The 23,514-nt window shown below is 54.1% G+C and carries 21 protein-coding genes; 19 read left to right on the forward strand and 2 right to left on the reverse strand.

The window, feature by feature from the left end; all coding sequences use genetic code 11:
- The first annotated feature begins 133 nt into the window (after positions 1 to 133).
- Both AC0XWG_RS16955 and AC0XWG_RS16960 read left to right on the forward strand, forming a co-directional pair.
- Entirely contained in the window at positions 134 to 1,105 is a 972-nt protein-coding gene (locus tag AC0XWG_RS16955) for a fatty acid desaturase (RefSeq protein WP_475681115.1), read from the forward strand.
- A complete protein-coding gene (locus AC0XWG_RS16960) occupies positions 1,098 to 1,844 on the forward strand; it encodes a phosphate/phosphite/phosphonate ABC transporter substrate-binding protein (protein WP_128347545.1) in 747 nt (248 codons plus the stop codon). Before AC0XWG_RS16955 ends, AC0XWG_RS16960 begins: the two co-directional genes overlap by 8 nt.
- Here the strand turns inward: AC0XWG_RS16960 and AC0XWG_RS16965 are convergent.
- Both AC0XWG_RS16965 and AC0XWG_RS16970 read right to left on the reverse strand, forming a co-directional pair.
- Entirely contained in the window at positions 1,823 to 2,719 is an 897-nt protein-coding gene (locus AC0XWG_RS16965) for a LysR family transcriptional regulator (protein ID WP_128347546.1), read from the reverse strand. The genes AC0XWG_RS16960 and AC0XWG_RS16965 overlap by 22 nt on opposite strands.
- A 22-nt stretch (positions 2,720 to 2,741) precedes the next feature.
- Positions 2,742 to 5,030, reverse strand: a complete 2,289-nt coding sequence (locus AC0XWG_RS16970; protein WP_128347547.1) for an FdhF/YdeP family oxidoreductase — start codon at positions 5,028 to 5,030, stop codon at positions 2,742 to 2,744.
- 1,000 nt (positions 5,031 to 6,030) lie between these two features.
- On the opposite strand from AC0XWG_RS16970, the gene AC0XWG_RS16975 reads away from it, so the two are divergent.
- The 17 genes from AC0XWG_RS16975 (at position 6,031) to AC0XWG_RS17055 (ending at position 23,513) form a co-directional block, all read left to right on the forward strand.
- Positions 6,031 to 6,525, forward strand: a complete 495-nt coding sequence (locus AC0XWG_RS16975; RefSeq protein WP_028018705.1) for a hypothetical protein — start codon at positions 6,031 to 6,033, stop codon at positions 6,523 to 6,525.
- A gap of 23 nt (positions 6,526 to 6,548) precedes the next feature.
- Positions 6,549 to 7,052, forward strand: a complete 504-nt coding sequence (gene tssJ, locus AC0XWG_RS16980; RefSeq protein ID WP_049008586.1) for a type VI secretion system lipoprotein TssJ — start codon at positions 6,549 to 6,551, stop codon at positions 7,050 to 7,052.
- Between the two features lie 25 nt (positions 7,053 to 7,077).
- Entirely contained in the window at positions 7,078 to 8,421 is a 1,344-nt protein-coding gene (gene tssK / locus AC0XWG_RS16985) for a type VI secretion system baseplate subunit TssK (RefSeq protein WP_128347548.1), read from the forward strand.
- 17 nt (positions 8,422 to 8,438) lie between these two features.
- Positions 8,439 to 9,677 (forward strand): DotU family type VI secretion system protein, encoded by a 1,239-nt coding sequence (locus AC0XWG_RS16990; RefSeq protein WP_128347549.1) that lies wholly within the window; start codon positions 8,439 to 8,441, stop codon positions 9,675 to 9,677.
- A 2-nt stretch (positions 9,678 to 9,679) separates the two neighbouring features.
- Positions 9,680 to 13,300, forward strand: a complete 3,621-nt coding sequence (gene tssM, locus AC0XWG_RS16995) for a type VI secretion system membrane subunit TssM (RefSeq protein ID WP_257247385.1) — start codon at positions 9,680 to 9,682, stop codon at positions 13,298 to 13,300.
- A gap of 16 nt (positions 13,301 to 13,316) precedes the next feature.
- Positions 13,317 to 14,033: a type VI secretion system-associated protein TagF gene (gene tagF, locus AC0XWG_RS17000; protein WP_028018710.1), complete on the forward strand. Its 717-nt coding sequence runs from the start codon at positions 13,317 to 13,319 to the stop codon at positions 14,031 to 14,033.
- 11 nt (positions 14,034 to 14,044) lie between these two features.
- A complete protein-coding gene (gene tssA, locus AC0XWG_RS17005; protein WP_028018711.1) occupies positions 14,045 to 15,061 on the forward strand; it encodes a type VI secretion system protein TssA in 1,017 nt (338 codons plus the stop codon).
- Between the two features lie 75 nt (positions 15,062 to 15,136).
- Positions 15,137 to 15,661: a type VI secretion system contractile sheath small subunit gene (tssB, locus tag AC0XWG_RS17010; RefSeq protein WP_008502644.1), complete on the forward strand. Its 525-nt coding sequence runs from the start codon at positions 15,137 to 15,139 to the stop codon at positions 15,659 to 15,661.
- Positions 15,662 to 15,664: 3 nt separating this feature from the next.
- Positions 15,665 to 17,164, forward strand: coding sequence for a type VI secretion system contractile sheath large subunit (gene tssC / locus AC0XWG_RS17015; RefSeq protein WP_475680848.1), 1,500 nt, complete (start codon positions 15,665 to 15,667; stop codon positions 17,162 to 17,164).
- A 367-nt stretch (positions 17,165 to 17,531) separates the two neighbouring features.
- Entirely contained in the window at positions 17,532 to 17,921 is a 390-nt protein-coding gene (locus AC0XWG_RS17020) for a T6SS amidase immunity protein Tai4 family protein (RefSeq protein ID WP_128347609.1), read from the forward strand.
- Between the two features lie 180 nt (positions 17,922 to 18,101).
- Positions 18,102 to 18,584, forward strand: coding sequence for an Hcp family type VI secretion system effector (locus AC0XWG_RS17025; protein ID WP_075606776.1), 483 nt, complete (start codon positions 18,102 to 18,104; stop codon positions 18,582 to 18,584).
- A 67-nt stretch (positions 18,585 to 18,651) separates the two neighbouring features.
- Positions 18,652 to 19,074 carry a putative T6SS immunity periplasmic lipoprotein gene (locus AC0XWG_RS17030; RefSeq protein ID WP_128347610.1) on the forward strand — a complete coding sequence of 141 codons (423 nt, stop codon included), beginning with the start codon at positions 18,652 to 18,654 and terminating at the stop codon, positions 19,072 to 19,074.
- A 1-nt stretch (position 19,075) separates the two neighbouring features.
- Entirely contained in the window at positions 19,076 to 19,429 is a 354-nt protein-coding gene (locus AC0XWG_RS17035; protein WP_128347552.1) for a T6SS amidase immunity protein Tai4 family protein, read from the forward strand.
- A gap of 42 nt (positions 19,430 to 19,471) precedes the next feature.
- Positions 19,472 to 20,461, forward strand: coding sequence for a hypothetical protein (locus tag AC0XWG_RS17040; protein WP_257247381.1), 990 nt, complete (start codon positions 19,472 to 19,474; stop codon positions 20,459 to 20,461).
- Between the two features lies 1 nt (position 20,462).
- Positions 20,463 to 20,861, forward strand: coding sequence for a hypothetical protein (locus AC0XWG_RS17045; RefSeq protein ID WP_128347554.1), 399 nt, complete (start codon positions 20,463 to 20,465; stop codon positions 20,859 to 20,861).
- A gap of 109 nt (positions 20,862 to 20,970) precedes the next feature.
- Positions 20,971 to 22,719, forward strand: a complete 1,749-nt coding sequence (gene tagH, locus AC0XWG_RS17050; protein ID WP_475680849.1) for a type VI secretion system-associated FHA domain protein TagH — start codon at positions 20,971 to 20,973, stop codon at positions 22,717 to 22,719.
- Entirely contained in the window at positions 22,716 to 23,513 is a 798-nt protein-coding gene (locus tag AC0XWG_RS17055; RefSeq protein ID WP_028018718.1) for a PP2C family protein-serine/threonine phosphatase, read from the forward strand. Before tagH ends, AC0XWG_RS17055 begins: the two co-directional genes overlap by 4 nt.
- Position 23,514: the final 1 nt, after the last annotated feature.

Below are 23,514 nucleotides of genomic sequence, written 5' to 3' on the forward strand. Positions count from 1 at the left end.
GAAAACGTCAGGCAAAGTTTGGACTGCAATATCGAACCTTTCTGGCAAAGCAATGCGATTTAAGTTCTTTGTTATTTCAGACGTTATCCGCGATCGTCAGGGCACTGTCTCTGGCGAAACGGCGTCTGAAGGAATGGGTAATCGAAGCTCCCTCTATTTACATCCACAACAACGTAATCACATCCACCGTCTCGCGTCGGGATTCCTGTGGCGAAGCGAACTGCCCACGTGGCTATTGATCGTTACTATTTATGCAGGCTGGTTTGCCACGCTGACGTTCTGGCAAACGCTCGGCCTGCTGCCCGCCACGCTGCTGCTCATCGGGTTTACCGCCTGGTACATGTCCCTGCAGCATGAGCTGATCCACGGGCATCCCACGCGTTTTGCCTGGCTTAACCAGCTGTTTGGCACCCTCCCGCTGGCGGTCTGGTATCCGTACGGCCTGTACCGGGACTCCCATCTTGCCCATCATCGGCACCATAGCCTGACCCATCCGGTGGATGACCCTGAGTCGTACTATTTTACGCCGGAGAGCTGGGCGCGCTTCTCCCCCTGGCAGAAGCGCGTGATCCAGGCGCGGAATACCTTTACCGGGCGGATAGTGCTGGCGCCGCTGCTGGATATCGTTCAAACACTGGGCAGCGCCGTGGCGGCATTTCGCCATCTTCAACTGCGGGCAATATCAATGTGGCTGGTTCACGTTTTGCTGCTGGTGGCTCTCTTCGCCTGGATGACGCAGACCGGCTTTTCACCCGTCTGGTTTGTACTGGCGGTCAGTTATCCGGCGCTGGCGCTGACCAAGGTTCGATCGTTTTTCGAACATCGCGCCGCAGATGACCCGCTCGCACGTTCCGTCATTAACGAAGCCGGGCTGTTCTGGCGGGTACTGTTTTTGAATCTCAACTACCATTCAGTACATCATGATTTACCGGGCGTACCCTGGTATGGACTGAAGACGATCTACCAGCAAAACCAGGATGCGTATCGGCTGCGAAATCGTGGTTTTCTCGTTATGGGCTATGGAGAATGGTTCCGCCAGTTCTGGAGCAGACCCGTTAACGTTACCGTTCATCCGGGGAGCCAACAAAGGACAAATGATGAGTAACCTGCTGGCATTTCCCATGTATGCCGTTGATCAAGCCAATACCCGCGCGCTTTGGCTAACGGTAAAGAGGTTGCTGGTCGCACGTGGTGTGTCCGTTGACCGTGTCCCCGGCTGGCCGGAATCAAATCTGCTGACCCACTGGCAACAGCCTGAGCTTATCCTCAGTCAGACCTGTGGTTATCCGTTGGTGACGTTGCTACCGGACGTGCAGGTGGTCGGCTGTTTTCACTACACCGCTTCGGGCTGCGAAGGGATCCAGTACCGCAGTTTTCTGGTAGTGCGTGCGGAGGATCGGCATCTCACGCTGGCTGATTTTCGCGGTCGTCGCGCGGTCTGTAATTCCGCGGACTCGCAGTCCGGCTACCGTGCGCTGCGAAAAAAAGTGGCTGACGACAATTTTTTCTCACAAACAACATTCAGCGGCAGCCATCGCCAGTCGCTGATTGATGTCAAACGCGGAGAAGGTGATATCGCGGCCATCGACTGTGTGACCTGGGCGCTGCTCCAGCGTCACGAGCCGGAACGGCTTGAGGGGCTCGCGGTCATTGACCGTACCCCTCTGACGCCGGGGCTGCCGCTGATCACCTCGCATAACACCTCGCCTGAAACGCTTAACGCCATTCGCGATGCGCTCCGCGCGCTGGTGGAATCACCGGAAAATCGGGACGTTTGCAACGCGGTGTTGATCGGCGGTTTTAGCGCGGTGACACGCCAGGCTTACGCTTCATTGTCTGCCTGAAAAATCTCCTGAGCGTCAGTAAAACAGCGCAGCGCCAGCGAGGAGACGGGCTTCTGTCTGCGCATAATCAGGCCGACGGGCGCCTCAATGTTTGCATCGGCGATGGGGACTATCCTGAAATTGCTGTTCAGGTCTTCCAGCCCGTTGTTCAGCGGCATCACGGCGCAGCACACGCCGCTCTGCACCGCCTGAATGATCTGGAACGTGGAGTCGCTCTCAAAAACGGACTTGGGTTCGATCCCTGCTGCGTTAAAGCTGGCCTCCATATGCGCCCGGTAGTGCATCCCTTTGGTCAGGAACCCCAGCGGAAAATCCATCAGGTCGCGCCAGGTCAGCGTGTCCTGATCCAACTGAAAGTGACGCGTATCGTGCAGCAGGCCCATCTTCGTTTTTGGCAGCTGGATAATGTCAAACAGGCTGGTGTCGATGCTGTTGAGGTAGCATATACCCAGCTCAAGCTGATTGCGGCTGACGCCATCGGCGATCTGTGCCGAGGACATGGAATAAAGGCTGTAAGTCAGTTCCGGGTATTTTTGCGTCAACAGGCGGATAAAGGTCATCGGGTCCACGCTCGCCAGCGGGACCATTCCCAGGCGTAACTCACCCACCACCTGGCCTTTGCACAGCGCGGCTTCGGCCTGTAACCCGTCGTGGGCAGCAAGCAAGGCACGCGCCCATGCCAGAATGCGTTCACCTTCCGGTGTAAAGCCTTCAAAGCGCTGCCCGCGCACAATCAGCACCAGCCCAAGCTCCTCTTCCAGGCTGCGGATGCGCATGGAGAGCGTCGGCTGGGTGATGTTGCACTGCGAGGCCGCCTTACCAAAGTGGCGGGTCTGATCGAGCGCGATCAAATATTTTAGCTGTTTTATATCCATCGTTTACTCGGCGCGAACAGCCTTACAGCATGCGGATCTCTTTCGAGCGCAGGGTGATGCGAACCGGAACCGATTTATAGGACGGCGTACCGCTGTCCTTATCCAGATAATCGAGTGGAACCAGCACGTTGGCTTCCGGGTAGTACGCCCCGACAGATCCCTGTGCGATGCTGTATGCCACAACGGTAATATCTTCCAGACGCTGAACACTGCCGGGGAGGGCGGTTTCGATATCCACGCGATCGCCGTGTTCCAGCCCGGCCTGTGCCATATCATCTTCATTCATAAACAGCACATCCCGGCGGCCAAAAACGCCACGGTAGCGATCGTCCAGGGCGTAAATGGTGGTGTTGTACTGATCGTGGCTGCGCAGCGTGATCAGACGCAGAACATGCTCTCCTTCACCACTGGCATTTTCATGCACGCCGTCGAATATTGAGAATATCGCTTTGCCCGTTGCGGTTGGCCAGATACGTTTCGTTGGCGGTAGCGGCATGCGGAAGCCGCCGGGAACGCGGATCCGCGCATTGTAGTTCTCGAACCCCGGAATGGTTTGCTCGATGAGATCGCGGATGCGGTCGTAATCCTCAATCAACGTCATCCAGTCCACGCGGGTTGTCTGCAGAGTGGCTTTCGCCATGCCGGCGACAATGGCCGGTTCAGCCCGCAACAGTGGAGAAGCAGGCTTCAGCTTGCCTGAAGAGGCATGCACCATCGACATGGAATCTTCGACGGTAATGGACTGACGCCCGGTGGCCTGGACATCCAGTTCTGTACGACCAAGACACGGTAAAATAATCGTCTCTTTACCGACCAGCAGATGGGTACGGTTGAGCTTGGTCCCGACGTGCACACTGAGTTCAAGTGACCCCATCGCCGGAAAACCGCGCTCGTGATCGGGCATCGCGACGGCAAAATTACCGCCGAGGCAGATGAGCGCTTTCGCGCGGCCGTCGATCATGGCTTGCGTTGCCTGCACCGCATCATGGCCGTGGTGGGAAGGGGGCTCAAACCCAAAAACGTCTTTCAGACGCTGCAGAAATGCCGGTGTCGGCTTCTCGCTAATCCCGACGGTGCGGTTCCCCTGCACGTTTGAATGACCGCGCAGAGGGCAGATCCCCGCGCCGGGCTTGCCAATATTGCCGCGCATCAGCAGCAGGTCTGCAATCAGCCGGACGTTAGCCGTGCCTTTATTGTGCTGGGTAATCCCCATTCCGTAAGTAATGATAGTGGCTCTGGATATCGCATAGGCGTCGGCCACGCTTTTAAGGGCCGCCTTGCTTAGCCCTGACTCTCGCTCGATCTCGTCCCACTGCGTATGGGCAATATCGGCAGCAAAGTCCTCAAAGCCCTGGGTGTGCTCGGCAATAAACGCGTGGTCGAGCACGTTACCGCGTTCGGCCTCCATGTGCAGAAGGTGTTTAGCAATACCTTTTAACGCGGCGGCATCGCCTCCGGCCTTCACCTGGAAGTAAGTCGACGCGATATCTGTCGAGCTGTAGGTCGCCATTTCAATGACGCTTTGCGGGTCCGCAAAACGTTCCAGAGCGCGTTCGCGTAGCGGGTTAAAGACGATAATCGGCACGTTGCGGCGCGCAAGCTCATGAAGGGTACCCATCATCCGTGGGTGGTTAGTCCCGGGGTTGTGACCGATGGAGATCACCAGCTCTGTTTTATCGAAATCATCCAGTGAAACGGTACCTTTCCCGATACCAATCGAGCGTGGCAATCCGACGCTGGTGGCTTCGTGACACATATTCGAACAGTCAGGGAAGTTATTGGTACCGTATTCACGTGCAAAGAGCTGGAACAGGTAGGCCGCTTCGTTGGAGGCGCGCCCGGAGGTATAGAACTCAACCTGATCCGGATCGAGCTCGCGCAGGACCTCACCGATGCGTTGAAACGCCTCGTCCCATTCGACAGGTTTGAAAGTATCGCTTGCCCGGTCATAGCGCAGGGGATGTGTCAGACGGCCGTATCCTTCCAGTTCAAAGTCTGACTTAGCCAGCAGTGAGGTAACTGTGTTTTCGGCCAGAAACGCCGGGGTGACGCGTTTGCTGGTCGCTTCCCAGGTCACCGCTTTCGCGCCGTTCTCACAAAACTGGAAGGTCGATTTGTGTTCTTTATCAGGCCATGCACAGCCTGGACAGTCAAAGCCGTCAGGCTGGTTGGTACGCAGCAGCGTCGCGGGGGCATCAAAGGTATCCATTTGGGTACGCACCGCGATGGCGGTGGCTTTTAACGCCCCCCAGCCTCCGGCAGGACCGTCATAGTGCCTGATTCCGGGAACTGAGCGTCTTTTCTTGTTCATACCAACTCCTGACTCGTTAACTCATACACCGTCGGACCAGTAAAACCACTGTGGGAGGCAATAAGCGCAAGCAATGATCAGCACGTGTATCAATGCACACGGTGTTGCAAAGCGCTTTATCTTAAATACCTCTTTATTACAGTGATTTATCAACGATGTAATCTAAATATTTAAAGAAATTATAACGAAATTTTATCATTTTGATAATAAATCTTATCTATCACACATTCGGTGGGATAGATGACGCAGGAAGAAAAAATGATGTAGCAGCGGTAAAACTTCATATGAAAGTCGGGAAGGGTGAGCTAGCGGTAAACCTCAGCATAAGTTGGTTTAGAGAAAAATCTGAACATTCTGGCAGCATAAAAGTTTACTCATGCTTAATTGTTAATTCATTCAATTGATGTCTGAATAGACAGTTATCACCATACAAAATACAAACTTATTTTGGGGTGTGAAATTAAACGCCTGCCAATGACCGAATTAATCTCATTTAAGGTGCCATGCTGGAAAAAATAAACATACTCTATCGATGCAACAAATAATTCATAATGAATATATTCTGTGCAAACCGAAAATAAACGAAATTCTACTAATTATGGTAGTGGTGAAAATAGGGCTTCTGCGTTAATGCAACTGGTTCTCTTTTGGGTTTTTCTTTTGTTAAAACATGTGGTTGTGTTAGTTGTTTGCCTGATAATTAGCTCATTGAGACTGCGCCACTTTGTTTGTCAGATTAATCCTATAATGCGCCAGGTGCTTCATTAACCATCACTTGCGGGGCGTTAAATATTGAATTGATGCGAAGCTCATGTAAACTTGCTTGCTGTTTGTCAAAATATGTCAGGAAGACACTGGGCCTTATTCTGAGGGGCTCGTGCGGTAGCTATGCCCTTAAAATAGTCACGCCCCGAAAATATCCTGCATGTTTTAACTTTTGTACTTAAAACAAACTTCATTCCCTCATCTTCATCATCGAAATATCGCTACGGAAAAGCATATGAAAATGCGCGTACTGTTTTCACTTCTGTTTGTAATGGCGGTGGCGGGCTGTAAAGCGCCGCAGAAACCTGTGATCAACGACGATACGATCGTGACCAGCCAGGTCAACGGCGTCACCTTAACCCACCGTCACGCCGTTACCCCCCCAGCAGAATTCACCCAACTCAATGAGCCGTATCGTGCCATGTATCCGGCATCCGTGATGAGCCGTCCTGACTTTGGCGGAAAGGTTATCCGTACGCTGGAAACCGGAAAAACCTACGTGGTGCTGGGGCAGGTTGAACACTACTGGATGGCGCTTGCCGATGAAGGACAAGACCAGCTGATTGGTTACGTGCCGATGCGCGCCGTTATCAAGGCCGATCAGTACGACGCGGCCGTGCGTAAACAGGCCATTCGTCCTAAGTCACGTAAAAAAGCAACCTGTGTCGATGTTGATGGCAACAGCAAAGCCTGCAAAGACAGCGCTAACGGTACCTGGATCCTGAACTAAACGGCTTTTATGAGCGTGTTTTTATGAATAATAAAAATTTTCATCGGCTGTGGTTGGTCTTTTACGCGGTGGTTTTCACCCTTGTCAGTGGTTGTACGTCGTCTTCACACAGCGACCCTTCCCGCTACAATCTGCAGTTTCAGGCTCATCCACAAATCAATGAATCTGCGCCGCTTAAAGTCCGGGTACTGTTGTTGAAATCCGATGCGGATTTCATGTCCAGCGACTTCTATTCCCTGCAGAACAACGCGTCAGCAACGCTTGGCGCGAATCTGCTGAACAGCGATGTGTTCTTCCTGATGCCAGGACAGCTGTCGAAAACCCTCAGCGGACAAAGCTCTCCGGAGGCCCGCTATATCGGTGTGATGGCGGAATATCAGATGCTGGATGGCAAAAAATGGCGCGTTTCAATCCCTCTGCCTGTGCCAGGCGAAAATCATCTCTATCAGTTCTGGAAATGGTCCGCGGATGAACTCCAGGCCAACGTTTTTCTCGACGTGAATGGCATTCGTGTCATCAGTCAGTAACGCGCGTTAAAACAGGAAACACATCATGACGAAAGCAGAAAAGGTCGTCTGGACCGAAGGCATGTTCCTGCGTCCACACCATTTTCAGCGGGCTGAAAGCTATCTGCTCAACCATGTTCGTGAATGGGGTGCGCTACAGCGGTCCTATCTTTGGGGCTTTCTGGACGTTGAACTCGATGAAGCCATGCTGCGTCAGGGATGCATTGCCCTGAGCTACTGCAGCGGGTTGCTGCCGGACGGCACCTTTTTCCAGGTGCGTAACGGGCGCAACGGGCCTGCACCGCTGAAAATCCCCGACAACCTCACCAATGAAAAGGTGGTGCTCGCGCTGCCGGTTCGCCGTGGCGAGAGAGAAGAGGTGATTTTTAGCGAAGAGCAGGCCTCTCTGGCGCGCTTCATCGCTTTTGAGCAAGAGGTAGAAGACGATAACGCCATGTCGGTGGGGGATGCCACCGTCCAGTTTGGCCGTCTTCGTCTGACCCTGATGCTGGAAAAAGATCTGACAGCAGAATGGACCGCCATCGGCGTGGCGGCAGTGACCGAGAAACGTAACGATAACCTCGTGCGACTCGATAACAGCTACATTCCGCCAATGCTGAACGCCAATAACAGCCCGCAGATCTACAGCATGATCAACGATCTGCACGGCTTACTGGTGCAGCGCAGTCAGCAGATTGGCGGTCGTCTGCGTCAGCCTGGCCGCTTTAACACCTCTGAACTGATCGAATTTACGCTGTTGTCGCTGGTGAACCGCCATCTGGGCGAGGTCTCTCACTTAAAAACGCTGCCGCTGCTGCACCCGGAAACGCTCTGGCGCAGCTGGCTGCCGTTTGCCACCGAACTCGCCACCTGGACCTCGCAACGTCACGCCGAAAACGTACTACCGATTTACGATCATGACGATCTCGCGAACTGCTTCAGTAAGTTGATGCTGATGCTGCGTCAGGGGCTGTCGCTGGTGATGGAAGATCACGCGATTCAGCTGCCGCTTAACGAACGCTCTCACGGTCTGAACATCGCTACGGTGCCTGAAACCAGCATGGTGCGCGAGTTTGGTTTCGTACTGGCGGTAAAAGCCAGTGTGCCAGGCGAACACCTGCAAACCTATTTCCCTGCCCAGATGAAGATCGCGCCGGTATCGAAAATCCGCGATCTGGTCCAGTTGCAACTGCCTGGCATTATGCTGCGCGCCATGCCGGTTGCGCCACCGCAGATCCCATGGCATGCGGGCTACAGCTACTTTGAGCTGGAGAAAGGCAGTGAGCTGTGGCACGAGATGGATAAGTCCGGTGCATTTGCCCTGCATCTTGCAGGGGAATTCCCGGGGCTGGATATGGAGTTTTGGGCCATCCGTAGCCCGACAGAATAATATAGCGAGCGCTAAATATGCAGGAACGACAGGATACCGGCAGTGATGCCGCGATTACCGGAGCCAGTAGTAACAATCCGCTGGTGGCGGCCGCTAATCCGCTGCTCAATGCGATTCCGCAGATCCGTCATTCGGTGTCTCATGACGATCAGGTGGCATTACGCCAGCGTCTGATCGATGAAATTCGCCGTTTCGAAGTCCGCTGTCAGCAGGCTGGCCTCGCCTATGAGGTGATCGTCGGGGCACGTTACTGCCTGTGTACGGCCCTGGATGAAGCGGCTGCGCTGACCCCCTGGGGAAGCAGCGGCGTCTGGTCAAGTAACGGTCTGCTGGTGACGTTTCATAACGAAACCTGGGGCGGCGAGAAATTCTTCCAGCTGCTGGCGCGCCTGTCGCAGAACCCGCGTGAACATATTCTGCTGCTGGAGATGATCAATTACTGCCTGCTGCTTGGCTTCGAAGGTCGTTATCGGGTGCTGGATAATGGCCGCACCCAGCTCGAGACGATCAAACAGCGACTCTGGCAGATGATCCGCGGCGTACGTGGCAGCTATCCGCCACCGCTTTCTCCCCATCCGGAAGATCGCCCGGTGCTGCGCAAACTGTGGCGTCCGATGGTGCCACTCTGGGCTTGTGTCGCGCTGGCCGGGTTTATCGCCTGCCTGTTCTACATCGTCCTTAACTGGCGTCTTGGCGACAACACCAGCCCGGTGCTGGCGAAGATTTACCAGTCCCAGCTGCCGGAAACCACCATCCAGCAGCCAGCTCGCCAAGTACCTGCGGTGTTAAACCTGCGCGGGTTCCTGAAACCTGAAATCGAGGCGGGCCTGGTCGCGGTGAAAGACGAAGCGGACCGCAGCGTCGTGATCCTGAAAGGTGACGGGCTGTTTGCCTCTGCCTCCACCGTTGTGCGTGACCGCTATGAACCGGTGATTAACCGTATTGCGCAGGCGATGAATAACGTCAGCGGCAAAATTCTGGTGGTGGGCTACAGCGACAACGTACCGATCCGCAGCGCGCGCTTTGCCTCTAACTATGAACTGTCTCTGGAACGCGCCCGCTCGGTACAGAAAATGCTGCAGGGAAGCCTCTCCCGGCCCGATCGTGTAAAAGCGGAAGGGCGGGGCGAAATTAACCCGGTGGCGCCGAACACGACGCCTGAAAATCGCGCCCGTAACCGCCGTGTGGAAATTACTCTGCTGGTGTCGCCTGAAAATACACAGGCTGAGCTGAACGGATTGCCGCAAGGAAACTAAGGATGCTGACTACACTTCTTTCCATTTTGACCAACCGCATTCTGTGGAGCTTCCTCGGCGTAACGGCGCTTGCGGCGGTGATCTGGATGATCGGTCCCCTGTTGTCCATCGTGGACACCCGACCGCTTGAGTCTGAACAAAACCGCATTATCAGCATCGCTGTGGTCTATCTGCTCTGGGCGCAAGGCCATATCCTGCCGCGGTTGTACAATGCCTGGCTGAACCGCAAGCTGATGGACAAGCTCAATGAGAACACGAGCAAACCGGAAGCCGCGGATCCGCAGAAACGACTGAACAGCGAGGAGCAGATCCTCGCCAGCCGTTTTGATGAAGCCGCGCAGATGCTGAAAAAAGCGCACTTCAGCAAAGCGGGGCAGAGTGCCCAGTGGACGCAGCGCTTCAGCACGCAATATCTTTATCAACTGCCGTGGTACGTCATTATTGGCGCACCGGGCTCCGGTAAAACCACGGCGCTGGTCAATTCCGGGCTGCAGTTCCCACTGGCCGATCGTTTCGGTAAGACTGCATTGCGCGGTATTGGGGGGACACGTAACTGCGACTGGTGGTTCACTAACGAGGCGGTGCTGCTGGATACGGCGGGTCGCTATACCACTCAGGAGAGCGAGCAGGTACAGGATGCCGGAGAATGGCTGGAATTCATGGGGTTACTGCGTAAGTATCGCCGCCGCCAGCCGATCAACGGTGTCATCATCACTATCAGCATTTCTGACCTGCTCACCCAGTCTGCCGAGGCGTCCCGCCAGCAGGCGGTGAATCTGCGTCAGCGTCTGTCTGAGCTGCATGAACAACTGGGCATTCGCTTCCCGGTGTACGTGATGGTAACCAAGGCTGACCTGCTTAAAGGCTTCCGTGCATGGTTTGCCGACTACGACAAAGCCCAGCGCGATCAGATCTGGGGCTTTACGCTGCCGTGGGAGCAAACCAGACACGCCGATTACGACCTGATGGGCAACTTCCAGCAGGAGTTTTCTCTGCTGCAGCAGCGCCTGGACGCCGGGTTGCCGGAAACCATGCTGAAAGAGCATGACGCGAAAACCCGCGCCGAAGCCTATCTCTTCCCGCAGGAGTTTGCCGCGCTGCGTCCGCTGCTGGCGGACTACCTGAGCACGGTCTTCGCCCGTTCGAATTTCGAAACCGAGTTTTCCCCACGCGGGATCTACTTCGCCAGCGGGACGCAGGAGGGCATGCCGTTCGACCGCGTGATGGGTGAATTGAACCGCGCGCTCTCTTTACCTGAAGGTGCCGAGGGCGATAGCTGGGATGCAGTCAGCAAAGAGGCACCCATTCCAGGAGCGAAAGGCCAGAGCTTTTTCATCAAGAATCTGCTGCAAAACGTCATTTTCCAGGAGGCCGGTATTGCCGGAGAAAACCGCTGGTGGGAACTGCGCAACCGGGCGGTGATCTGGTCCGGCTATGCAGCACTGCTGTCTCTGCTGGTGATCCTCGGCGGACTGTGGCTGACCAGCTACGCCAAAAACAAGGCGTATCTGGAAGAGGTTGATGCGAAGGTGCCGCTGCTGGATCAGCAGAGCAAAGCGTTACAGAACCAGCCTCAGCGTGACCTGTTTGATCTGCTGCCGCTGCTCAATGGTCTGGTGGACCTGCCGAAGAGTGACACGTTTGATGTAAACGATCCGCCAGTATCCCGCCGTATGGGTCTTTATCGTGGGGATGACGTCAGTGATGCATCGCAGTCTCTGTACCAGAAAGCGTTGGATCAGATGCTGCTGCCTGCCGTCGCCATGCACATCACCACCTGGCTTCGTAACGACAACGGCAGCGATGTGGAATACAGCTACGAAGCGCTAAAAGCCTATCAAATGCTGTATCAGCCAAAGCACTACGACGGCAAATTCCTGCATTCGTGGGTGATGCTCAATCTGCAGCGCAACCTGCCGCAGAACGTCACGAAGGCGCAACTGCAACAGCTTGAATGGCATCTGACGCAGCTGCTGGAACCGAAAATTCAGGCCTCCCCGTACGCCCAGGACGAATCCCTGGTTACCCGCGAAAGAGCGCTGATCAACCAGCAGCCGCTCTCCACCCGCGTATATGGTCGTCTGAAGCGTCTGCTGGAACATGATGAAAATCTGAAGCCGATTTCTCTTACCGACCTGGGAGGGCCACAGAGCGAACTGGTGTTTTCACGTAAAAGCGGCAAGCCGGTGAGTGAGGGTGTGCCGGGGCTTTATACCCCGGACGGCTACTGGAAAAGCTTTAACGGCCAGATTGACAGCGTCACCACCGCCCTGCATGAAGACGATGCCTGGGTGCTGGGAGCCGCCACGGCGCAGGAAGATAAAAAGCAGATCGATAACGCCGTGCGCCAGCTCTACATGCGTGACTTTATCGCGAACTGGGATCCCTGGCTCGCCGACATTCAGCTTAACAACAGTGCCGACCTTTCTCAGCGTATCAACACCGCACGCCTGCTTTCTGGCACAAACTCGCCGCTGCGCCGTCTGGTGCTGAGCCTGAGTCAGGTACTGACGCTGTCTCGTGATGAACCAGCAGCAGACAATGCCGGTAAAGCACAAGATCAAAGCAACCGCGCTACCCGCACGCTGGAAACGCTGTTCAGCAATAACAACTCTGCTCCGTCACAAGCTGCCGTTGTCGCTCAGTCACCGGAACAACTGGTTACCGATCACTACGCCCCGCTGATTGAGCTGGCGCAACCGCTGGAGAAGGGCGGTAAGACTATCGTCTTTGATGACTTTCTTAAGCAGGTGGACGAGCTTTATCGTTACCTGACCGCCGTCCAGGACGCCGCCAACAGCGGCATGCCGGCACCGGGCGGAGAGGCGATCAGCCGTCTGCAGGCCAGCGCCGGTCGTCTGCCGGGTGGGCTGCAAACCATGTTCAGCAACATGGCGGTGGGGGCCAGCAGTGATACCCAGCGCCGCGATCTGGACAATGTGCGTAAGCGGATCAATGTCGAAGTGGGCGGATTCTGTCGTCAGGCGATTGCCGGTCGCTACCCGCTGGTACGCAGCGCCAGCACCGAGGTCACTCCTGACGATCTCGCGCGTATGTTTGCGCCGGGAACCGGGCTGATGGACGCCTTCTTCCGCGACAATCTGACCAATAAAGTGGATACCACGCAGGCAAACTGGCGCTTTATGCCGGGCATTGACGGCAAAACGCTGCCGGGAAGCGAAGGGCTGCTGAGACCGTTCCAGCAGGCCCAGTCCATTCGCGACGCTTTCTTTGCTAATGGCGCCACGACCCCGTCTTTCAAAGTGACGGTCCGCACCGTGCGAATGGATAACACCATTCTGAACCTGACGCTGGACGTTGATGGCCAGCAACTGCGCTACAGTCATGGTCCTCAGGCGGTGCAGATCATGAACTGGCCAGGACCAGGTGGTACTAATCAGGTACGTATGCAGCTGGGGCTGGCTAATGGCAGCACGGCGACGCTGGTGACCAACGGTGCCTGGGCGCTAAACCGCTTTTTCGATAAAGCGAGCACCAGCCCGGGGGCAGGTAGCCTGAGCCGCCAGGCCACGTTCAACGTCGACGGACATCAGGTCACGCTGGAGTTTGCGCCAAACAGCATTCGCAACCCGTTCCAGCTTCCTCGTTTCTCATGCCCATAACCGCAAGGACAGCCGTATGACGAATACCCCTGCGATGAACCGCTACAGCTGGTATGGCAAGTTACCCAGCGCCGGAGATTTTTTGCAGCGTCGCTTTCCTGACACTTTACAGCGCCAGTGGTCACACTGGTTCCAGGTTGGTCTGCTGGCCTGGCAGCAGGAAGAGCAGCGCAGCGGCGAGCGCCAGTTTCACAAAGCGCCGGTCTGGAATTTTGTTGTCCCCCCGATGCTGGGTAGCCAGATGATCCAGATGGGCTGTCTGCTGCCCGGCCGCGACAGCGTTGGTCGACAATACCCGGTTTGCCTTCAGCTGAGCTTCGCCCCGACAGAGTGGTCGACGAGCCTGCTCAGCCAGGCTGAAAGCTGGTATCAGCAGATTGGGCGCCTGGGTTTGCACGCGGTGCGCAATAGTTTTTCCGCCTCACAGCTGGATGAGATGCTGATGACCATTCCGGCGCCGCAGCCCGTTGAGCCGCAAAAGCGTTCTGACATCCTTGATGTGATTGGTTATGACGAAGACGGTCAGAACACGCTGGGCTGGCCCCAGGCCGCGGAATGCTTTGATCCGCTACGCCAGACCAGCTACTGGTGGACTAACCGCTGCGATGGTTATCCGCTGTACACCCATGTTCACAGCGGTAACTTTACCGGGCAGCTTTTCACCCTGCTGTTCGACCCGGCAGGGGGCGCCCGCCCGGGCCGTCACGGTCTCTATCCGCCCATGTTTGAATAAGCAGGGATCTCATGAATATCGAAGAATTTCTCGCGCCAATAAGCCCCGACAAGCCCTGCGGCGAAAACCTGGAGTACGACGCCGACTTCCAGATTATGAATCAGGCAAGTCTTGGGAAAGCAGAACAGCAGTTTGGCGACACCATTATCCCGGCGGAGCCTGCTGACTGGAACACGGTTGAAAAATACGCCACCAGCCTGCTGACCCGCACCAAAGATCTTCGCGTACTGCTGGCACTCACGCATGCCTGGACCCGCCGTCGCGGGCTGGCAGGTTACGCAGACGGACTATTGCTGGTGCAGGAGGCCATCAGCCGTTACTGGGAGCCGCTTTATCCGCTGCTGGAAGAGTATGGCGAAACCGATCCGTTCTATCGCATTAACGCTCTGGCAGGGCTGAGCGATAAATCTGACCTCACCGTCGCCGTGCGTAATGCTTCGCTGCTGCGTTCAAACGGCGATGAAATTTCGCTCCGGGATGCCCAGGCGCTGCTGGATGGCAGCAAGACCGAATGTCCGGATTATCCGGGCGGTCGTCCACGGCTGATTGACGAACTGGCTCGCGGCGACCAGCCGGGTACCGCCGCGGTTATCGTCATTCACGAACGGCTGCAGGCCATTCGCGATCTCCTCACCGGGTATCTCGGTGAAAGCGGCGTACCCGAAATGGAGCAGCTGCTGAAAACCGTGGGGCTGGTCGCCGGCGCTTGTCAGGTGACCGACATCAGCAAGCTGCTGCCAAACCGTGAAGCGCAGGTTGAACAACAAGCTGAGCAGCAACAGGTGACAGCACAGCCCGTTCAGCAGGTCACCGACTGGCGCAGTGTGCAGGTCACCAGCCGCGCCGACGCGCAGCTGATGCTGGAAAAAGCGAAGCAGTATTTTGCGCAGTACGAACCGAGCCACCCTGCGCCGCTGATGATTGAACGGGTACAGCGGCTGTCAGAACTCAACTTTATGGACATTATTCGCGACCTGGCGCCGGACGGCGTTAACCAACTGGAAAACATCTTTGGACGCCGCGAATAACGCGTCCAGGCATTATGACGACAGGCATGGAGCCTGCCGTTTCAACTTCACCGCGCATCTTTGATGGAGAACATCATGGCAATGAGTAACAGTGGGCAGAAATTCATCGCACGTAACCGTGCCCCCCGCGTGCAGATTGAGTACGACGTAGAGATCTACGGTGCAGAACGTAAAATTCAGCTGCCGTTTGTGATGGGCGTCATGGCCGATCTGGTCGGCAAACCGGTTGAAAACCTGCCGGCCGTCGACGAGCGTAAATTCCTCGAAATCGACATCGACAACTTTGATGAACGCATGAAGGCACTTAAGCCGCGTGTGGCGTTCCAGGTGGATAACACCCTGACCGGCGAAGGTAAGCTCAATGTCGATCTGACCTTCGACAGCATGGACGACTTCCTGCCGGATGCGGTGGCCCGCAAGGTTGAACCGCTGAACAAGCTGCTGGAAGCCCGTACACAGCTCTCCAACCTGCTGACCTACATGGACGGCAAAAACGGTGCGGAAGAGCTGATCGCGAAAATTCTCCAGGATCCGACGCTGCTCAAATCCCTGAGCCAGTTGCCGAAAAATGACGAAAGTGCGAAAGGTAGCGAGGAATAATCGATGAGCAACCAGACTCAACAACATGAGCAGCAGGCGGGTCAGGCGTTCAGCCAGGATGAATTCAGCGCGCTGCTGAACAAAGAGTTCCGCCCGAAAACCGATCAGGCGCGTTCCGCTGTAGAAAGCGCGGTCAAAACTCTGGCGCAGCAGGCGCTGGAAAATACCGTCACTTTCTCCAACGACACCTACCGCACCATTCAAAACCTGATTGCCGGTATCGACGAACAGCTGTCTCAGCAGGTGAACCAGATCATTCACCACGACGAGTTTCAGAAACTGGAAAGCGCCTGGCGCGGTCTGAGCTACCTGGTGAACAACACTGAAACCGACGAGATGCTGAAGATCCGCTTTATGAGCATCTCCAAGCAGGAGCTGGGCCGCACCCTGAAACGCTATAAAGGCGTGGGCTGGGACCAGAGCCCGATCTTCAAGAAAATCTACGAGCAGGAGTACGGCCAGTTTGGTGGTGAGCCGTTTGGCTGCATCGTTGGTGACTACTACTTCGACCACAGCCCGCAGGGCGTTGAGCTGCTGGGTGAAATGGCGCGCATCGGCTCTGCGGCGCACTGTCCGTTTATCACCGGTACCGCACCGGGCGTGATGCAGATGGAATCCTGGCAGGAACTGGCTAACCCGCGCGACCTGACCAAGATCTTCCAGAACACCGAATACGCCGCCTGGCGTTCACTGCGTGAATCTGAAGATGCCCGCTATCTGGGTCTGGTGATGCCACGCTTCCTGTCACGTCTGCCGTACGGCATTCGCACTAATCCGGTCGACAGCTTTGACTTTGAAGAGCAGACCGACGGCGCGAACCACAACAGTTACTCCTGGGCGAACGCGGCGTATGCGATGGCTGCCAACATCAACCGCTCTTTCAAAGAGTACGGCTGGTGCACCTCGATTCGCGGCGTGGAGTCCGGCGGGGCGGTAGAAAACCTGCCATGCCACACCTTCCCGAGCGATGACGGCGGTGTGGACATGAAATGTCCGACCGAGATCGCTATCAGCGACCGTCGCGAAGCCGAGCTGGCGAAAAATGGCTTTATGCCGCTGGTTCACCGCAAAAACTCTGACTTTGCGGCCTTCATTGGCGCGCAGTCTCTGCAGAAACCGGCCGAATACCACGACCCGGATGCCACCGCCAACGCGCGTCTGGCATCACGCCTGCCGTACCTGTTCGCCTGCTGCCGCTTTGCGCACTACCTGAAGTGCATCGTGCGCGACAAAATCGGCTCCTTCCGCGAGCGCGAAGAGATGGAACGCTGGCTGAACGACTGGGTAATGAACTACGTAGACGGTGACCCGGCGAACTCCTCCCAGGAGACCAAATCCCGCAAACCGCTGGCGGCTGCGGAAGTGCAGGTGCAGGAAATCGAAGACAACCCGGGCTACTACGCCGCGAAGTTCTTCCTGCGTCCACACTACCAGTTGGAAGGTCTGACCGTTTCCCTGCGTCTGGTTTCAAAACTGCCGTCGCTGAAGACGAAAGACGCGTGATGAATGTAGCCGGCCCATTGGGCCGGCAACTTTTCGGTTAATACGAGATAGCTAATGAATTTGACTGTGAAAACGTTAATACGAAAATTCATCAGCTATTTAGCCATTTATACGTTGCTAATAATTTCATTCATGCTGTTTGTGACGGTATCCGGCTACTATCTGTTTATCTTTGACTGGCCGGATGATGTTCCGCGAATCGCAATGCATGGGTTCTTATGTGCTGGACTTAATGCATTAGCGATAGGGATATACGTTGTCGCAGAGAAATGGAAAGAGAGAAGTTAGTGCCTCACGCTGGCAGATGCGCTACTGAGCATATGGCAAAGGATATAAGGTGAAACATTTCTGTTTTTTCCTCGCGTTTATGACTTTTTATGTGTGTGCTGGAAATAACTATCCTGATTTTTATCAGCAGCAAACATACCGGCAGGTTTTAAAAGATTTAGTTCTGGCGCGCTGTCTTGCTCAGGTGGCAGATAAAGGCAGTCAGTTTTCTGCTGATGCGGCCCGAAGTGCGAGCGCATTTATTGAGTGGATACCTTTTGATGCTGAAAATGGTACGGATAAAGTGAATGCCCTCATCGAAAAATATAAAAATCAAATTAATGGTTTTCATTCAGAGCGAAAACCCGATGTCAACGGCGTAACCTTAAACTGTTTACGTCTTTATCATAGCGACGAACTGAATAAACTGGTTCCGCAGGTTATCATTGGCGATCCTGATCGTACCTGGATTCAGGATAACCCAGAGTAGTAAAAGACTTCACATTCTTTCCGTTCATTCAGGGGGAGTGTAAGACTGTCAAATGACATGAGTCGTTTGATATGAGGCAGAGGTAAAATATGGACGGTTTTATTCAGCCCCATGCTTTCCTGTTTGCCATATAAGTGCTTTTTCGAAAGCAATATTGTTCATCCACGAAGAGTAGATATTATGGCTATTGATATGTTTCTGAAGGTCGAGGGTGTTACGGGCGAATCTAAAGATTCTAACCACACCGGCTGGACTGATATTACCTCCTTCTCCTGGGGCGCTTCCCAGCCAGGTAATATGAGCGTTGGCGGTGGCGGCGGTGCCGGTAAAGTTAACTTTAACGACCTGCACGTAAACGCGCTGATCGACAAATCCACCACCGCTATCCTGAAACACTGCGCCAGCGGTAAACACCTGACCAAAGTTGAGCTGTCCGTCTGTAAAGCGGGCGGCCAGCAGGTGGAGTACACCCGCATCACGCTGGAAGACGTGCTGGTAACGTCTGTTCAGTACACCGGTGCAGATAACGGCGATACCGTTGGTGTGACCTACGCATTCCAGGCTGCGAAAGTGAAACAGCAGTACTGGGAGCAGACCACGTCTGGTGGTAAAGGTGCTGAAAGCAGCGCTGGCTGGAACATCAAAGAGAATAAAGAAGCGTAATAGCAAATATGGCCGAGGAGTTTTCCCCGGCCATTATCAACCTCAAGAGCCCAAAGGATTGGCGGGCATGGTTATGCAAAAGTTATTCGGTGTGTTTGCAGTCACGTTAATGGTCAGCGCCTGTGTGTCTCATCCAGCACAATATCAGTCGCTTTCGGTTACGCTGAAAAATAATGAACCCTGTTTTGCTATCCCTGCTAATTCAGGGTTAGAAGCGCCTGTCACCAGCCATTCGCCCACCATAATGAAACGCGCGGGAAATGAATGGAAAGCGATATCGCCGCCGTCAACGTATAGCCCTGTGGTGACGTTAAATACTCAGCAGTGCAACCAGTGGCGCGGTATCCTGTGGCAAACCGGAGAATATGATATTGCCCTGAAAGTGTCAGGGAAAAACGATTCTATTCGCTATGCGGCTCGTTTCATGTTGGAAGAAGGTCCCTCAGGCCAGTTTAAGTTATTCCTACCAATGCAACTTTCTGGAGCCTGAAATGAAACGTTTACTGCTGATTGTATTGGCTTTAAATACTTCTGCTGTTAATGCCCAAACACTTCTTGATGTGAGTGCTTTTTCTCAGCAACAAATCTTTGAAAACTGGGTGCAAAATCGATGCATCGGCAAGATTGCAGATAGTAAAATCCTGAAGGACGATGCAGAGGCTAGTGCCGCGGCATGGCTCGAAGCAAGCGATTTGCCTGCAGAGAATTTTGAAAAAGGTGACAAGGCGATTGCTTCCTTACTTAAAGAGACAGTAGGCGGTACCGAACCGGGTAATTATCAGGTATTGAAATGCAGCTTAATCGCCAATAGCAACGCAATTCGGCTGCTCGGTACCCAAAAATAGCGTTTCCCTATTTAATTATGCGATAGACAAAAGGAGTATTTCATGGCAAATCAGTCAAATGTTGCTCCGGGTTACTGTGTGGTACAGCAACCGGGTACGCTGGATTTCCAGGCAAGACAACTGTTTGGGAATTCACGCAATGAAAAATCCGAATATTTTATGCAACTAAATCAAGATACAGCGTGGGTTAAGCCTGGGCAGATATTAATTGTTGCTGATCCGCAGAGTGTTAATCAATCTCATCAGATTAATGGATTAGCTATTGCCAAAAAGAAAGTAAATAACGCACTGGCTACAATTGATGGAGATACGGCTGAATTTTTTAAAAATAACTTTGATAATATTGCCGCCATAACTGCATGGGGGGATACCTTAGTAGGGAATGCAAGTAGTGCGGGGGAGTCTTACTTTAAACAAATTGAAAACATTTTGATTAAAATTGAAAAGACATATCAAAATCAGTATCGAACACAAGGCGCTCTTATTGGGCAGCAGTTTTATGCAGAACGTAATGCTCTTCTTGCACAACTTAAGCCGCTATTAAACAAATTAACAAAAAAACAGCTCAGATTTAGAGATTATGCGGATCTTAAAAGAGCATTGGGGCTTTCCACAAAATCAATTGTTCATGAATGGAGTACGGTTGGTATTGGTGCGATTCCCGGCTACTCAACGTATATCGACCGAGCGTCCAAAATTACAGCTTATATGAAAGCAGGTGGGTGGGTTGCGTTAGGTTTTTCTTTTGCGAATACGACTAACGAAGTCTATCATGCATGCACCCTTGGTAGAGAGCATGAATGTGGCAAGGTTGCAGTAAGCGAATATAGCAAATTTGGGGGGGGTGTTGCTGGTGCAGCGTTAGGCTCCTCACTTGCAGCTCCTGTTTGTCTTGCATTAGGCGTACCAACAGCGGGAACAGGTACAATCGTTTGTGGTCTGGTCGTTGGCGCAGTGGGTGCCGCCGGGGGAACAAAGGTTGGAGGATTTGTAGGAGAACAAATGAATAATTTAATATTTAGCGGAGACTAATGTGATTTCTGATAATATTTACTCTGCCTTTATTATTTGTATTTTTATTGTTTTTATAATTCTTGTTCTGACGTTTTATATTGATTATCGGAAATATTCCGGTCAGGTTGATAAAATATATGAGTTGCTAATCCAGAAGAATTTTCTCAAGGAAGAGGATTATCAGGTCTGGAAAAATATTGGCTTTTGGGGATTTGGTTTTCGCACCACAATTTTATCAAGGCTTGTGCGTGGTAAGCGTATAAAGTTGACGGAATCACGCTGGCTTGAACCTCAATCTTGCAAGACTATTTTATCTAACTTCGAATTATCTTGGGTTAATTCATATAACAGGAAAGTTAAAATTGCCACGGTTTTGTTTGTACTGCTTTTAATACTAGCAGGTGTTAATGAAATTTAATTATACATTGAAAATTTAAATAATACTTTTTGTTTGCCCCCAAACGCCGCCGTTTTCACCCTCGAGAGCGGCAGCGTTTGAGCGCTAATCATACCAGCAGGAATACGCCATGCGATTCACGATTATTTCTACGAAACCCGGTCATCAGCCGCCACAAAGCAGCTGTGATTTTTACGCCCCGGGCGGCACCATTGGGCGCGGTACGGATAACAATCTGGTATTGCCGGATAATGACCGCACTATCTCTCGTCTGCAGGCCATTGTTCACGTTGACGCCCAGGGTGAATGCCGCGTGACCAACCGTGGCAGCGTCACCCGCGTGGTATTAAATGACATTCCGCTGGAGCGGGGGCGTCAGGTTGAACTGCAGGATGGCGACATTCTCGGTATTGATGACTACCGCCTCGAAGTGACCGAGCTGATCCACGACACGCAGCCCGTGAGCCGTATGGCGGCCAGCATGCAGCAGCAGGCACGTCCGACTGTCGCACCCGCTCAGCAACCGAAGCCTGTGAGTGCAGCGCCACGAGCGAAAGCAGAGCCGACAGCCGTGCCAACGGAAATCTGGGATAACCTGATGCAGGAGTTCTCTATCTCCGACAGTATCTCCAGCAACCGCACAAAACCGCAGCCTGCAGCTTCGCACGATCCCTTCTCCCAGCCTGCGGCCCCGGAGCGTAACGCTGAAGATCCGCTGGCGATGTTCAACGACAGCGATCCTAAGCTTGAGCGTAAGAATGTCGATCCGGACACGCTGTTCAGCGATGAAGCGTTGTTCAAAAAAGAGAGCATCTTCGATGACGTCACCCCGTCAACACTGGTGCCGCCTGTAGAGAGTAAACCCGCACCAGAAGAAGAGGCGACAGATGAACTCGATCCGCTGGCCCTGTTTGGTGGCAAGGCCAGCGCGCCAGCTGCGCGTAATGATGACCCACTCGGGCTGATGGGCGGCACGCCGTTAACCCATCCGGATGAGATCATCGACAATAAGCCAGTGTCTGAACCTGAGCAGGAAGACAACGTACTGGCTGATTCTCCGCTGTTTGCCCCTGAGCCGCAGGAAGCACCACGCGCAGAAGAAGCGCCCGCGCGACCAGATTATGCAGGCTTCACGATGCCTACGCCGCAGGCTGTGACGCGCAGTAGCGCTCAGGCCCCTAAGGGCCGTCTGCGTATCGATCCGGTCAATAACACTGCCACCTCAACCGCCACGGTAAACAATGGCGAGAAGGGCGATGTGTTGCAGGGTGAACTGCTGGAGGCGCTACTGGAAGGCATGGGCCTGAATGAAATGCAGCCGGTGCCGCAGTTTGACCGTGAAAATATGCGTCAGCTGGGGCAGATTCTGGGTATGTTCTCTCAGGGAACCGTGGCGCTGCTCTCCTCGCGCTCCATCCTCAAGCGCGGCGTGAAAGCCGATATGACCATGGTGCTGGACGATGCCAACAACCCGTTCAAGCTGTTGCCGACCGGCAAAACCGTGCTGATCCAGATGTTCGGCACCCCGATGCCGGGGTTTATGCCGCCAACAAAATCCGTGCGCGACGCGCTGATCGATTTGCAGGCGCATCAGCTGGGCATGATCTCCGGTATCCGCGCCATTATTGCCGCGATGCTGCAGTCCTTTAACCCGGAACAGCTCGAAGAGCAGGCGAAGCAGAACGGCATGACCTCCCGTCTGGCGCTACCGGGCAGCCGCAAAGCCGCCCTGTGGGACTATTTTGTCCGCAGCTATGGTGAGACGGCCGGCGAGATTGAGGATGACTTCCATACCCTGTTTGGCGAAGCATTCCTTCATGCGTATGACATGGAGGTGAATCAGTACAAAGACTCACAGAGCGGATCGGAAGACAAATGAATATCGCAACGGCTTCTCTCTCCCGCCAGGGGACGCGCGCCAGCAACCAGGATCAGACGGGAGAAACCATTGGGGAACGTTCAGCCTGCTTTGTCGTCTGTGACGGCATCGCGGGCCTGCCGGGTGGTGACGTCGCCGCTGAACTGGCCCGCAACAGCATTATCTCCCGCTTCGATGGCGACAAGCACCTCAACGCGCAGCATATACGTGACTATGTGAAAACGGCGAACCGCACCATTCTCAGTGAACAGCAGGCGGTACAGGACTATCGCCGGATGGGCACGACGCTGGTCAGCCTGTTTATTGACAGGGATTACGGTCTGGCGTACTGGGCGCACGCCGGAGACAGCCGTCTGTATCTGTTTCGTCGGGGCTGGTTGTGGCATGTCACCACCGACCACAGCCTGGTGCAACAGATGAAAGACGCAGGACACCAGACTGACAACCTGAACAGCAACCTGCTGTATCTGGCGCTGGGGATTGAAAACGGTGGACCGGAAGCGAGCTATAGCGACGTGGTTCAGGTTGAAGACGGCGATGCCTTTTTACTCTGCACAGACGGTTTCTGGCATGGCGTCAGCGAAGAGCAGATGAAACAATCGCTACACATGGTCAACACGCCGCAAGAGTGGCTGACCTTAATGAACCAAATTATTCAAAAGAATGCCGAGCAGGAGGGGAATGCGCAGGATAACTATACCGCCCTGGCGGTATGGATGGGCAACCCTCAGGACACCACATTGCTGCACACACTCTCTGACGCAGCACAATTTCTTCCCTGCGGAACTGATTAGA

Source organism: Enterobacter sp. DVT3837 (assembly GCF_056238685.1).

Excerpts from the sequence above, each read along its gene's own strand:
- tssM (WP_257247385.1), top strand. The coding sequence starts at position 9,680 with ATGCTGACTACACTTCTTTCCATTTTGACCAACCGCATTCTGTGGAGC.
- tssA (WP_028018711.1), top strand. The coding sequence starts at position 14,045 with ATGAATATCGAAGAATTTCTCGCGCCAATAAGCCCCGACAAGCCCTGC.
- tssJ (WP_049008586.1), top strand. The coding sequence starts at position 6,549 with ATGAATAATAAAAATTTTCATCGGCTGTGGTTGGTCTTTTACGCGGTG.
- AC0XWG_RS16970 (WP_128347547.1), bottom strand. The coding sequence starts at position 5,030 with ATGAACAAGAAAAGACGCTCAGTTCCCGGAATCAGGCACTATGACGGT.
- AC0XWG_RS16955 (WP_475681115.1), top strand. The coding sequence starts at position 134 with ATGGGTAATCGAAGCTCCCTCTATTTACATCCACAACAACGTAATCAC.
- AC0XWG_RS17030 (WP_128347610.1), top strand. The coding sequence starts at position 18,652 with ATGGTTATGCAAAAGTTATTCGGTGTGTTTGCAGTCACGTTAATGGTC.
- AC0XWG_RS17055 (WP_028018718.1), top strand. The coding sequence starts at position 22,716 with ATGAATATCGCAACGGCTTCTCTCTCCCGCCAGGGGACGCGCGCCAGC.
- tagF (WP_028018710.1), top strand. The coding sequence starts at position 13,317 with ATGACGAATACCCCTGCGATGAACCGCTACAGCTGGTATGGCAAGTTA.
- AC0XWG_RS16990 (WP_128347549.1), top strand. The coding sequence starts at position 8,439 with ATGCAGGAACGACAGGATACCGGCAGTGATGCCGCGATTACCGGAGCC.
- tssC (WP_475680848.1), top strand. The coding sequence starts at position 15,665 with ATGAGCAACCAGACTCAACAACATGAGCAGCAGGCGGGTCAGGCGTTC.
- tssB (WP_008502644.1), top strand. The coding sequence starts at position 15,137 with ATGGCAATGAGTAACAGTGGGCAGAAATTCATCGCACGTAACCGTGCC.
- AC0XWG_RS16960 (WP_128347545.1), top strand. The coding sequence starts at position 1,098 with ATGAGTAACCTGCTGGCATTTCCCATGTATGCCGTTGATCAAGCCAAT.
- AC0XWG_RS17025 (WP_075606776.1), top strand. The coding sequence starts at position 18,102 with ATGGCTATTGATATGTTTCTGAAGGTCGAGGGTGTTACGGGCGAATCT.
- tagH (WP_475680849.1), top strand. The coding sequence starts at position 20,971 with ATGCGATTCACGATTATTTCTACGAAACCCGGTCATCAGCCGCCACAA.
- AC0XWG_RS16965 (WP_128347546.1), bottom strand. The coding sequence starts at position 2,719 with ATGGATATAAAACAGCTAAAATATTTGATCGCGCTCGATCAGACCCGC.
- tssK (WP_128347548.1), top strand. The coding sequence starts at position 7,078 with ATGACGAAAGCAGAAAAGGTCGTCTGGACCGAAGGCATGTTCCTGCGT.
- AC0XWG_RS17020 (WP_128347609.1), top strand. The coding sequence starts at position 17,532 with ATGACTTTTTATGTGTGTGCTGGAAATAACTATCCTGATTTTTATCAG.
- AC0XWG_RS17035 (WP_128347552.1), top strand. The coding sequence starts at position 19,076 with ATGAAACGTTTACTGCTGATTGTATTGGCTTTAAATACTTCTGCTGTT.
- AC0XWG_RS16975 (WP_028018705.1), top strand. The coding sequence starts at position 6,031 with ATGAAAATGCGCGTACTGTTTTCACTTCTGTTTGTAATGGCGGTGGCG.
- AC0XWG_RS17040 (WP_257247381.1), top strand. The coding sequence starts at position 19,472 with ATGGCAAATCAGTCAAATGTTGCTCCGGGTTACTGTGTGGTACAGCAA.